This window comes from Yoonia rosea (genome assembly GCF_900156505.1).
GTDB lineage: Bacteria > Pseudomonadota > Alphaproteobacteria > Rhodobacterales > Rhodobacteraceae > Yoonia > Yoonia rosea.
The window spans coordinates 800,757-813,316 of the sequence record NZ_FTPR01000001.1 but is presented as its reverse complement, the minus strand read 5'-3'; the positions used below and the strand labels follow the sequence as shown (position 1 = coordinate 813,316).

Below are 12,560 nucleotides of genomic sequence, written 5' to 3'. Positions count from 1 at the left end.
CAGATGCATATCCCGCCATATGACAACCAGAACAAGCCAATCGTCGATGTGGATGACCCGACCGTTCCGCTGAACTATTTCAACATCGTCAAGCTGACAAAGGGGCAGGCGTTCGAATACGCTGTGCCCGGGTATGAGACCTGCATCGTGCCCGCGACCGGAACTTTGGATATTGATATCGAAGGGTTCAGGGCCGACGGCATCGGCAATCGGGGCGCGGATGTCTGGGATGGCGAACCTGAGGGCGTTTATGTGCCCACCGCCGCCAAGGCACAGATGGCCTGCACCTCGGACACGGCCGAGGTTTTTGTGTGCGGTGCGCGCTATGACAAGGTGCTGGATGCTTTTGCTGTGCGTGCGGACGATCTTGATCTGGTGCAATACGGGTCAGACGACACCAAAACGCACCGTAAAATCAAACACATCCTTGGCACGAAGTATCACGACAAGGTGGGGCGTCTGCTGGTGTCCGAGCTTTTCACCGTGGGCGAGGGCGGCTGGTCAGGCTTTCCTTCCCACAAGCATGACACCGATCGCCTGCCGCTTGAGACGCGGCACGACGAGACCTACAATTTCCGTTTCAAGCCCAACCATGGCTCTGGCGTACAGATGCTCCAGCGTGAGGACGGCAAGGCGGGCGATGCCTATCATATCGTGGATGGATCGACGATCTGTCTCGACAGCGGCTATCACCCGTGTGCAGTTCTGCCAGGCTATCAGATGTATTACTTCACCATTCTGGGCGGGCTGTCACAGCGCAGCCTGATCCAGTATTTCCAACCCTCCCATGCCGATCAGATCGAGACGATCCCCGGCATCAAAGACATGATTGCCAAGTTCAAGTGACCCTTGCGACGCTCAAAGATGTGCTCCAGCCTGCGTTGCGGGGCGGCTATGCCGTCGGCGGTCTGGTGTGTCTGGGTTGGGAGGACATGCGCGCCTTTGTTGCCGCAGCAGAGGCCGAGAATTGCGCGGTCATCCTGCAGGCGGGGCCGGGGTGTCGCGCGCATACGCCTTTGCCTGTTCTGGGCAAGATGTTCCGGCATTTGGCCGAAGGTGCCAGCGTGCCGGTCGTGGCGCATCTCGATCATGGTTACACCTATGATGAATGTTCCGCCGCAGTGGATGCAGGGTTTACGTCGCTGATGTTTGACGGATCACGAAAACAATTGGCCGAGAACATTAAGGAAACACGGCAAATCGTTGAAATAGCACGAAAAGCAGGAATTTCCTGCGAGGGCGAGATCGGCTTTGTCGGCTATGCGGGCGGAGAGAGTTCAGCCGGGACAGACCCAGCGGAGGCCGCAATATTTGCAACAGAAAGCGGCGTTGACGCGATGGCGATCTCCGTCGGAAATGTGCATTTGCAGCAAAAGACAGACGTAGGCCTTGATGAAGCGCGGATAACGGCCATTCAGGCCGCGACACAGGTGCCTTTGGTGATCCATGGCGGATCAGGCGTGCCAATTGAACAGCGCAGACGTCTGGCCAAGACCACAAACATCTGCAAATTCAACATTGGGACAGAATTGCGCATGGCCTTCGGCTCAGCACTGCGTGAAGCAGTGAATACGGCTCCTGATCGCTTTGACCGGATCGCGATCCTGAAAGACACCCATGATCCCGTCATGGCGGCAGCCCGTGAAGTCTTGCGGAACCTTAAAGGGTAGGCCGTTGATATCGTTGCAATTCCGATTAATCCATTAAGCGCATAATCAGTATTATGTAATATTAATCCACATCAGAACACCGCAATCCTGCGTTAACTGCTATTCTTGGACTTTCGGACAAACAGATGGCCCGTCAGCGCCGGATCCAGCCCGTGCCGTTTGCACAGCTCGTCCGCAAATGACCCTTCGTGTGGAATGCCCTGACTGAGCGCAAAGATATTCCGAAACCGTCGCCCATAGAAATGCACCGACAGCGTCCGTTCGGTAATGTGGTTGTAGACATCCTGTTTCAAACGCGGTCGATGGAATGAACGCGTAGACGCAAATGGTACGGGATAAAGAACGTCACCCTCGAAGGCATGTGCGACTTCACCGTTCGCGTGGGCGAAATGATGCAAGGCATCCGGTCCGCAAACGCCCCAACGCATGACCGACATATGCACGCCCTCGCCCGCGGCTTTCAGGCGTTGCAATCTGTTCTGTTGCCTTTGCGGCAACCATGGCGGCACGGGATATTCGTCGTTTGTCAGCGACAGCATGGCCTGCAATGTCTGGGACTCTTTGGGCAAACCAAGGACGCCGGAATAGAGCTTGCGCTGACGATCTGTACCCCAACCGAAAAAGTAGCCGTGGTCAGGCCGCACAAACGGCTTCCAACAGTAAGCATCGGTATCAATCCAAAGATAATCGGTCTGCGCAATCAGCCTGAGCCGGAACACATCGGAATGGAATGCCGGGCTTCCGGTATTGACATGATAGATGATTTTATCTGCGGGCATGATTTCGTTGGCATCACGGATTTCAACACCATCAGGCACCGATTTCACTTCATCATAGACGTAAAGGATCGTGCGATGGCCTTTTTCGACAAAGGACAAAAGACACATCTGCTCCATCCAAGTCAGTTCCGGGCCGACCCAAAGACTGGCAACGTCATAAAGTGGCATATACGTATCCGATCACGGTTTTGTCCGCAGGTTCCTGGCGTCGTAGCGGCACCATGCAAATCGTGTTCCACTTGCCATGATCAGCCTTGCTTTTTGACAAGTTCTTGGAGCTTTTTGACTGTATAATCATAGTCTTCTTGTTCACTTGGATTGCCACGCTGGAACACTTTCTCTGTGTCTATATTTGCTGTGAAAAGGCGCGCACGATCGGGAAAATAGGCCGCGCGGAATGCAGCGTTTCGGGCTTCAAGGGTGTCGTTGATCCGCTTGCGCTCGTCTTGTGTCAGCACGTCATCGCGTCCAAAAAGCCGCGGGTCACCGCTTTGTTGCAGCACCCGTCCCAGCTGCCGACGGGCTTTTTTGTCAAAACCGGCGCCGCCGTCAAACCGGCCCAAAGCCTCGCTTGCGACACGGGACAATGATTTGTTCGCGGCCCCCTTTGGCAAGACCACGTCATGCACCGGGACATCCATCAATGACAAAAAATCACTGATCACGTCGTTGCCCGCCATTTCCGCGCGCAGATAAAGCCGCGGGACAATTTCTGCGCCTGGCACCTGTGCGCGGATCCGGTCAAAAATGATAGAAAAATCCATGTAGTCAGGGTCGCTCTCGATCTGCGTCAAACGATTTTTGACAAAAGCCTCGACGCCGCGCGTGCGCATCCCGTTTTTTGCGCGCTGCTTGTAGTCGGCTTCGATAAATTCATCAAAGCGCCGGATGTAGACGACAAATTTGACCGGCGTCGGGATCGCTGCCAGATAACGGTCATAAAGCGGCGAAAGATCGCGCCCGAAAAACATCTCGCTCGAGAGGATGCAGTGCTGCTCCGCATGTGCCTGATATTCTTCGACAAAAGCGTCTGGCGCTGGTGCATCGGCCCAGCCACGTGACATCGCGATCGCCATCGTGTTCTGGCAGATCAGGCGCACACGGCCTGTACCACGGTCCCGCCCCGTCGCCATATAGCGGATATCATGCTTTTCCAGAAACGGGGCATTGCTATGCAGATAACCCTGCAACGCTGTTGAGCCTGTCTTGGGCATCCCGATATGGATCCAAAGCATGAACCGTCCTTTAACACGATCAGTAGATTATATGCAGATCCAGATACCCGGAATGTCTTTTTCTTTATCAACATCCTACGATGAAGACTAGGCCTCTCCCCATGCAGTAGTCGGTGCCGTATGGACCACGGCGTTCACTGCATTTTCTTTAAGATACGCGCGCGGCGGTTTTGATACCGCTTTTGATTGGGTGCAATCCGAGCCGCCCTATCAAGCGCGGCGATAGCGGCGGTTTCATTTCCGTTGTTGCGGTGGAACTCTGCGACATAGGCGTGAAGCTCCGCTGTCGTCTCATCCATCGCGGTGGCCCGCTCAAATGACTGATCGGCGCCGGCGCTATCCCCTGCCCCTTCATGGATCACGCCTATCAAAAAATGCCAGAATGCATGGTTGGGACCCAGTGCTATACACTGCTCCATCTGGGCCAGCGCACCGTCATGATCACCTTTGAGAAACAGGATTTCCGCCTGTCGCTTGTGCACCAGTTGATCCTGAGGCGCGTGCTCGAGTGCCTCAGTGTTTTGTTGCAGAGCTTTATCCAATTTACCCATGCGCGCATCCAGCAAGGCACAGAAACTGAAGGGCCCTGCCCCCGGTGCAGCGTGATCGCCTTCCATAAGCTTTGCGCGCATAGCCTTGAGCGCGTGTTTGGCGTTCAGCATTTTCTGCGTTTTGCCATCAAGGGCAAACCATGGCCATTCGACGGCGATAGACGACAGGTCCAGTGCACGCGCACGAATGATCTTGTTTTGCTGCAATACAATATTGTGAAGCTGATACCCAAGCTGGAGCGCCATCACCGTCTCACGGTCAAAGGGCAGCGCCTCACCGGGGCGCAGGCGTTGTCTGCGGATCATGAAGGTGCCGACCACGGTGACATCAGGCAAGGACGGTTTTTGCCAAAAGCCCTTCAGGAAGGAATTGCGCGCCTGCACAGCCTTGCCGAGCGCGCCAAGAATATGCGCGCGGATGGCAAGGGCAGAGACATAGTTTTCCTGCCATTGATTGGGGTCCTCAATGGCGGTCTGCACATGGGCGAGTGCCTCGTCCCACTTGTTGAGGTAAATGCAATTGGCTGCCTGTAGCAGGGGCAGAAATGCATTGTCCGCACCCGCCGTCAGGATCTTGTCCGCAAATTTCCACGCGTCTTCTTCCCGCCCCGACACCTGTAACCTGCGGGCCACTTTCACATAGATATGGGCCGCCTCGCTGGGCGTAATGAAAGCCGCAACACCTTTGTGGAAGCGTGCAATCGTGCTGGCATAGGCGCGGTCGCGTTCCTCAAGTTCCATCACTTCGTGAAAGCACTTGCGCTCTTGGCCGCTCAGACGGGCGGCGGCCCGGCTAAAGGCGCTGACCGGCGGCGCGATAATCTGCGACGCAAGCGACATCGTATAAAGCTCAAGAAAATCGCGCTGCACCGGTTTGCAATGTGACAGGTCCACCAGATCGGCCATGCTGCGCAGTTGCGGATGCGCGGCCATCAGACCCGCAATGCTCTCGGCCTGATCCGAAAAAACCAATGCGGCAGCACCGGGGTTCTTTGTCAGATAGGCGGAATAAAGTTCGTCGGGCTCAATTTTTGAGGGCCATTCCTTATGCTTCCATGGCGCTTCGTTCAGGATGTCGCCGCGCCTGATGTGATAGGCGATCACCGGGCCCGGCAATGCGGCCATGGCGCCTTCGATCTCGGCCATATGCGCCTTGACGCTGTGGTTGAAACCAATGCGCGACAGAAAGGTGCGAAAACGGTCCTGATGGTCTTCACCTGTCTCGAAGGGAAGTCTCTCGATCTCGAACCCTTCGTCTAGCAGGACGTGACCACCGCCGGCGAGATGGGCGTTCAATCTGCCTGGATCAGAATCGCGCCGGAAGCTCTCAATCGGCTTGGTGATTGCGGATAGTTCTTCAAAATCTTCGTTCGCAATAAAATGCCGGTCGATGAACGCGGGATCGAACAGATCAAGCGGCGTGTCCAGCTTGGGGGCCGCAGCACCGCGCGGAAACCAGTTAATGCGAAAATCCGTTTCATAGTCTTCCGCAAGGCGCATACTGTTGAGCATCATCAACAGGCGCGCGCCCAATTGATCCCGCCTCAGGCCAATAAAGAAACCCCGACTTTGGCCTGTCCGCGGCATCGTAAATCAACCTTTTCTAACCACAGCAAAGCCTATACATTCACGCCGATATTCACAAGCACTCCCACCGCCGGGCAGTGGAAGAAGGAGGCGCAATATCATGAGGGTAGGTCCACGACTGTTGCTCAGCGCCTTCGTATGGAAGCCCACGTCCGCCTTTGTGGAATGGCTGGCCTATCACCGCACGCTCGGTGTGACGCAGACGATGATCTACATTGATCGCAGACAGGCCGGAAAGGAACCGCTTCTTGATGCGCTGGCCGCGGCAGGCGTGATTGAAATCGTGCCCGTTGCCGTTGATTCCGACATCAAGGAAGAAATCCACAATTCGGCAATCCGTGCGGCCCGCATGGAGGCGGCAGAAACCGGCGGTTACGGGCTCTACCTCGCGCCGGACGAGTATTTCTGCATCAGTGATCCGTCACAGAGTCTGCCTGCGCTCATGCAGTCCTGCGGTGATGCAGATGTGCTCTGCGCGCCCCTCCAGATCGCAGGAATTGCGCCGAAACGGCCCCATATTCCGGGTGGGCTTTTGCAACACGCGATATCGCTTGCGGGTGCAGGGACACAGCGCAGTGTGACGCGGCTTGGCCTGTTTGCATCACGCACACCGGAACGGCCTGTCGGACCGGTTCAAGGGAAGGCAGACCTCGTTTGGGTCGATGGTGATGGCGGTGTGATCCCTGCCCCCCAAAGCCTTGCCGGCGCGACCGTTACGGCCCGTGCCGGCGGCAAAGCATCGGTTCTGAAAATTCCCGCGCCATCGGTGGAGACCTATCTGGTCCACCAGCACGCCCTGCCCGCCAAGCAGCACCCCAGTGTCGCGGTTCACACGGCTCGGCTGCAAGCCTTGGCCACGACCACCGGCGCACGCTGGACAGTGGACATGCGTCTGGGTGCAGCAGGCGCGGAAGTCTCTGCACTGATGGCCCTGCCTGATGTTGCAGCGGCACAGGCCGCATTGTGCGACGCGGAAACCGCCACCCGCGAAAACCTGCGAGACACATCGCCTGATTTCCAGGCTGTGATCGCAGCCATGAATGGCGAGGCCCCAGCAAAGACGACAGAGCCATCCAAGACGGTCATCGCAACCGATGAGACCAGCATCGCGGACGATGATCCACGCCCCGAGGCCGGTGCAAAGCTGCCCCGCTGGTTTGCAGAAATCCATACCAGTGGTGACAATCAGGGCTTCTACACCCGTCTGAAAAACCATGCGGTGTCATACGTTGAACGGAACCCAGACCGACTTGTCGTGACATTCGATAATCTGTCCAGCGTCAATGACATGTCAGCCGAGCGCGAGCCATGGGCCTATAAATTCGTTCATGACAATGGTTTTTCGCATCTGTCCGTCATGGCGCGCCGCAAAGACTGGTTCCGCGATCCACAGCTGATTGGCTATCTGCAAAAGCTGTCCTCTGACGGGTTCTTTGCGGCTTTCGACAAGGTGATCCTGACAGGCACTTCCATGGGCGGCTTTGCTGCACTGGCCTTCGCATCACTGTCGCCGGGTGCAACCGTCATCAGCTTTAATCCGCAAACCACGCTGGAAGAGGCCTTGGTGCCTTGGGAGGAACGCTTTGCCATGGGGCGCGCGCGTGACTGGTCCCTGCCCCACAGCGACTGCGCCTTTGAAATCGACGACGTGCAAAAGGCATTTGTCATCTATGACCCGTTCTTTACCCCTGACCGACGGCATGTTGAACGGCTTGAGAGCGACAAGCTGGTCCTTCTCAAGACATGGTGTTCGGGACATTATTCGCCTGTGTTCCTGCGCCGCGCGGGCCTGTTAAAGCCGCTGATGCAGCACGCCTTTGACGATACGCTGACCCCTGCGGTCTTTTACGACATGATCCGCGCACGGCGTGCGTTGCCGTGGTATCGCAAGGCGTTGATCGCAAACCTGCAAGCGCGCGGGCATGATGCGCTTGCGGCGCGCGTCACGCCCGCATTTCGCAAGCTCAAAAGAGAAGGCGCAGAATGACAAAATCCGCTGCCCTGCCAGCCCCTGCCCTTGGCGGCACCCATGTCATCATGTCCACGATGAAAAACGAGGGGCCATTCCTGCTTGAATGGATTGCCCATAATCTGGCCATTGGCTTCACGGGTTTTGTGGTCTTCACCAATGATTGCGAGGATGGCACCGATCTGATGCTGCAGCGGCTGGAAGAGCTTGGCTATTGCAGTCACCGGCCCAATGACGTCTCGGACGGATCCCCCCCGCAGCATAAGGCACTGCGGCGGGCCACAGCGCACCCTTGGGTGATGGATGCAGATTGGCTGATGTGCCTTGATGTGGATGAATTCATCAATCTGCGCGGCGGACTGACAACACTTGACCAGATGATGGCAAAGATCGGTGATTGCGACGCAGTTTCATTTGTCTGGAAACTGTTCGGCTGTGGCGGCATCGGTCCTTATGAAGACCGCCCTGTGATGGACCAGTTCACGCTCGCGGATATCGAAGATGATCCTGCCAACGGACGCGCCAACGGCTTTAAGACACTGTTCCGCAACAACGGGTTGTTCCGGCGGTTCAATCCCCACCGGCCCAAGAACGTGCCCGAGGGGCGCGAGGCCGAGGTGCGGTGGTCCGATTGTGGCGGGAACCACAGACCGATGGACCAGATCGGGTGGCGCGCATGGGAGGGCTTCAGCCATAAATACGCGCGGCTGAACCATTATTCCGTGCGCTCGCTCGAGAGTTTTCTGGTCAAGCGTGACCGTGGCCGCACGAACCACATCGCCCGCGAACAGACCGAACACTACTGGTCGGATATGAACGTCAACCGCGCCGAGGATCACACAATGGCACCGCACGCCGACCGCGCGCGGCCTTTGCTGGCCGCGCTGAAGGCCGATCCGGTCTTGGGGCCGTTGCATGATCAGGCCTGCGCATGGCATCGCGCGAAAATTGCCGAACTGAAGGCACGTGAGGGATGGGATGCTTTCTATGACTGGCTCTATGAGAACCGGATTGAAACCACGGCTGCCGTTGACCAGAAAGATTATTGATCGCAAGCCAGACTGAAAGACGCATTGCCCAAGGCCGATCAGGCAGTTTTGGATAAGGACACGGATATGACACGCTTTGTCATCGCGACCCCGATGAAAAATGAAGGCCCGTTCATCGTTGAATGGGTTGCGCATAATCTGGCCATCGGCGTGGATGCGATTGCTGTCTTTTCCAACGATTGTTCTGACGGTTCCGATGCGCTGCTTGACCGGCTTGATGCGATGGGCAAAGTGCATCACTTCGACAATACATTCGGCGGTAAACCCGCGCCCCAGCGCCGCGCCTACCGTCGCTTTCTGAAGATGGATCTCGCGGGTCCCGAAGACTGGGTGATCCCGATTGATGCTGACGAATATATCAACATCAAGACAGGCGATCACACGCTTCAGGCGCTGACCCGTGCGGTTCCTGATGCGCGGACGCTGTCGATGACATGGCGCCTTTTCGGAAATGCGGGTGTGGTCGGCTACAAGGACAAGTTCCTGACAGATCAATTCCGCAGCGCCGCCGCAGATCACACACCACGCCCGCCGCAGGCCTGGGGTCTCAAGACCATGTTCCAGCGCGATCTTTGGGGGCATATCGGTGTGCATCGTCCCAAACGCCCCACGGTCGAACAGTTTTCGGAAACACAGTGGTACAACGGCTCTGGCCAGCCGATGCCGGACAGGTACATGCAGGGCAGCTGGCGGTCGGGCCCGGATTCGCTTGGCTACGATCTTGTCCAGCTGAACCACTACGCCTTGAAGTCATGCGAATCCTATCTGGTCAAAAAGGCACGCGGGCGTGCACATCATGGGGGCGAGGCGCTTGGGTTGGAATACTGGCAGAAGATGAACCACAACCGGATCGAGGATCGCTCCATCGACGCGATCCGCCCGCGCAAAGCCGCGATCTATAAAGAGCTGCTTGCGGATAGCGAACTGCGCACCCTGCATGACGCCTGTTGTGAAAACCACCGTGCCTTGATCAGGGAGCTGCAGACGCGACCGGATTTCAATGACCTGATGGCGGCGCTGGTACCGGATGCCGAAACGGCGGCGCGCGGAAGCGATCAGTCAACCACCTGACGCTGATCAACACACTTGCGCGCGTGTTGCGCCATATCTCGGCAACCGCCCTTACCTGTCATGCCGACAAGGTTTCAGCGCGCAAAGCCTCTGCGACCTTGAGAATTTCAACCGCACGCGCCTTGAACGAATGCACAGCGACCAATTGCCGCGCCAAGGTGTCGCGTTTCTTGCGCTTGGCGGCTGATTCAGCACGTGCACGGGCCACGCCCGCCGCAAAGCTTTCTTGATCGTGGTAAAGATAGACAAAATCCGCAATGTCATCGGGCAACCACCCCACATCTTCCGACAGGGGGATCGCCCCGCAAGCGAGCGTATCAAACACCCTGTTCGAGAGAAAACCGCTCTCTTTCATGGTCGCCGTGTGATCATTCAGGACGACCTGGGCTGACTGGTAAATCTCTGCAAGATCGTCATTGGGCACACCTTCGGCAACGACATATGGCGCGTATTTGCCAGCCTGCCATCCGGGCCCCCAAATCCGCAAATCTTCATTTGCCTGCGCGGCGTGAACAACGCTTGATCGTTCAAATCCCGCACGCGCGCGCCCGACAAAGGCCAACCCTTTACGCGCCTTTTTTGGCCCCAATGTCATCAGATCATGGTCGAAAGCCTGTGGCAGAAGGGAAAACTGTCCGTCGGGCTGGTCTAGCTTTGCTTTTTCAAACAGCTGTTTTGATGCCCAGAAAACATGATCTGCATTCGTGTAATTCACTGCACGCATCGCTTTTGAGATGGCCCACATCAGGCATAACCGCCCGGGTTGGCGGTGAAAATTGGCACGCCCGCGCAGCACCAGATCAATGCCACCCGCGCGGCGATGCAGATACCAATCCTCAGCCGGACAGATCGTTGTCTTATACCCCAATCGACAAAACGCGCGCGCAAGGCTTCTTGCAAAGTGATAATCGCCCCATTTGACCATCTTGTCGCGCGTGGGTGCCGCGATCTTGATGGATATATCGGGTTTGTCCCGCCAGCCCTTCCCAAGCTCGAAGGGAAAGGCACAGAGCCATCTGCTGTCAGCGGCACTTTGAATATCGAGCGCTGAAAAGTAGCGTTCAACGCCATAGTCTTGCAGGGTCGTATTCTGGTAGTCCTGCACGATGGCCGCGTAGTTCTCTTCCAGCACTGTGTTGTGCGGATCAAGATTGCTGACAATCACCAGTCCGGTTGGTGCCGCATCCAAGACGTCAATCTTGAGATCGGGACGGTATCTTTTCAAAACAGGCAGGATCTTCCATATGTCACCAGCCCAGTCCGCTGGTGCAACGGGCCCGTGATCGCGCGACGCCATCGCCTCATCCTGCGGCAGGCCGCCCTGAAACACGATAAGTCCGTTTTGCGCGCAGCACTTTTCAGTACCGATAAAGTCACGCAGCAGATCTTCAAACAGATGCTTGCCATTCAGGCTTGCAAGGTCAATGCGTGCCCCGAGGTGTTGTATACGCCCGGCTTCGAAAAAAGCGTCACTGCTTTCCTGAAAGGCATGGAGCGCAGGCTTGTTCTGTATCACCTCGTGACTGAGCTGATAGTCCGGATCAACGGCAATGGATTTGGCCGCGCTGAGTTTTAGACTGGCCCCTGTTCGGGTGCCGATTTCCAGGTACCAGTCGGGATGAATGACCTGATGCAATAATTCGAGAAAGCCGAGGTAATGCAGCCCGTCCGCCAAGACATATCCCTTTTCCAAACTCCACTGCATTCTTTGTCCATCCGCTTTCAATTTTGTCCTGAGCCCGCAATTTTCTTTTGTCTTATGACGGATAGTTCGGTTTGTGGACGGACACGCCAGTCCTGGCTCCACATCACAACCTACACCTCAGCTCCGCGTTCTGCGGCACCCATCCACCTGTCCGGCAAGGCCAAAGCCGGTTTGCGCAGGTTGTGACGGACATCCAATGGATGCGGCAACGATTGCACCGGCCGGAGCCCCTGTGCACGATCACGCCGCAGTAGCGTAGCCTCGATCACCCGCGGGATCATTTCGCCTTCAATCTCCACGGTGCCCGAAACGTTGTTGGGGTGAAGATGAACCGTCACAAAGTCGTCGTGCAACTTATTGATCGCTGAAAGCGCCCGGTTCAGAAATTTCGGTTTGGTCAGTATTGAGGGCAAATGGTGAAGCTCGATCACGATGATCCGAAAGCGGCGCAGCAGATCTCGGGGGGCAGCGCCGAGGGTCTCGTATTCCGCGCCCTCGATATCCATCTGCAAAAGCAGATCGGCATCCGGATTGGGGTCGGTTGCTGCGACCCATGATGCGAGCGTGATAAAATCACCCTCGTCCTTATCGCCCAGAAACTTGGGGATGAACTGCGCACCGGGCACCTGCAGCGGCGGATTCGCGACCGAGGCGTCCGCCATGAAAGACGGTATACGCCGCTTGGCCATGTCCATCTCAAAGCTGGCCTGTTGTGAAACCCCGGGCGAATAGCAGGCGGCAATGCCGCGAAAATCGTCCGGTACCAAATACCCGCCGTCACCAAAATCCCCGACGCGGATCAATGGCGTGTCCGTTGCATAAGGCCGCAGAAAGTCATCTACTACAGCTGCCTCAGGCAAAGCTGTGCGCGCGAACCTATTTTCAGTCACAACAGGTCTCCTTTCCGCGAGACCTGCGAAACAAAGGGACAACGGGTGCAAACC

Annotated in this window: 10 protein-coding genes; 5 read left to right on the top strand and 5 right to left on the bottom strand. The window is 56.7% G+C overall.

Annotated features, from left to right (window positions below; all coding sequences use genetic code 11):
* Nucleotides 1–3 precede the first annotated feature (3 nt).
* Together B0B09_RS03895 and B0B09_RS03890 are read left to right on the top strand one after the other, a co-directional pair.
* A complete protein-coding gene (locus B0B09_RS03895) occupies nucleotides 4–846 on the top strand; it encodes a 5-deoxy-glucuronate isomerase (RefSeq protein ID WP_076658447.1) in 843 nt (280 codons plus the stop codon).
* A complete protein-coding gene (locus B0B09_RS03890) occupies nucleotides 843–1,670 on the top strand; it encodes a class II fructose-bisphosphate aldolase (RefSeq protein WP_076658446.1) in 828 nt (275 codons plus the stop codon). The genes B0B09_RS03895 and B0B09_RS03890 overlap by 4 nt, the downstream gene beginning before the upstream one ends.
* Nucleotides 1,671–1,762: 92 nt before the next feature.
* Here the strand turns inward: B0B09_RS03890 and B0B09_RS03885 are convergent, their stop codons facing one another.
* The 3 genes from B0B09_RS03885 to B0B09_RS03875 form a co-directional block, all read right to left on the bottom strand.
* A complete protein-coding gene (locus B0B09_RS03885; protein WP_076658445.1) occupies nucleotides 1,763–2,617 on the bottom strand; it encodes a hypothetical protein in 855 nt (284 codons plus the stop codon).
* 80 nt (nucleotides 2,618–2,697) lie between these two features.
* Complete coding sequence (locus B0B09_RS03880; RefSeq protein ID WP_076658444.1) at nucleotides 2,698–3,684, bottom strand: hypothetical protein; 987 nt, start codon at nucleotides 3,682–3,684, stop codon at nucleotides 2,698–2,700.
* A 134-nt stretch (nucleotides 3,685–3,818) separates the two neighbouring features.
* Entirely contained in the window at nucleotides 3,819–5,750 is a 1,932-nt protein-coding gene (locus B0B09_RS03875; protein WP_131824992.1) for a tetratricopeptide repeat protein, read from the bottom strand.
* A 172-nt stretch (nucleotides 5,751–5,922) separates the two neighbouring features.
* Between B0B09_RS03875 and B0B09_RS03870 the strand changes: the two genes are divergently transcribed.
* From B0B09_RS03870 to B0B09_RS03860, 3 genes are all read left to right on the top strand, one after another.
* Entirely contained in the window at nucleotides 5,923–7,809 is a 1,887-nt protein-coding gene (locus B0B09_RS03870) for a glycosyltransferase family protein (protein WP_131824991.1), read from the top strand.
* Nucleotides 7,806–8,840 carry a glycosyltransferase family 2 protein gene (locus tag B0B09_RS03865; RefSeq protein ID WP_084190720.1) on the top strand — a complete coding sequence of 345 codons (1,035 nt, stop codon included), beginning with the start codon at nucleotides 7,806–7,808 and terminating at the stop codon, nucleotides 8,838–8,840. The genes B0B09_RS03870 and B0B09_RS03865 overlap by 4 nt, the downstream gene beginning before the upstream one ends.
* A gap of 66 nt (nucleotides 8,841–8,906) precedes the next feature.
* Complete coding sequence (locus B0B09_RS03860) at nucleotides 8,907–9,911, top strand: glycosyltransferase family 2 protein (protein ID WP_242654337.1); 1,005 nt, start codon at nucleotides 8,907–8,909, stop codon at nucleotides 9,909–9,911.
* A 58-nt stretch (nucleotides 9,912–9,969) separates the two neighbouring features.
* On the opposite strand, the gene B0B09_RS03855 is transcribed toward B0B09_RS03860, so the two are convergent.
* On the bottom strand, nucleotides 9,970–11,616 hold the full coding sequence (locus tag B0B09_RS03855; RefSeq protein ID WP_131824990.1) for a glycosyltransferase family protein: 1,647 nt from the start codon (nucleotides 11,614–11,616) through the stop codon (nucleotides 9,970–9,972).
* 110 nt (nucleotides 11,617–11,726) lie between these two features.
* Nucleotides 11,727–12,506 carry an FkbM family methyltransferase gene (locus tag B0B09_RS03850; protein WP_076658440.1) on the bottom strand — a complete coding sequence of 260 codons (780 nt, stop codon included), beginning with the start codon at nucleotides 12,504–12,506 and terminating at the stop codon, nucleotides 11,727–11,729.
* Nucleotides 12,507–12,560 lie beyond the last annotated feature (54 nt).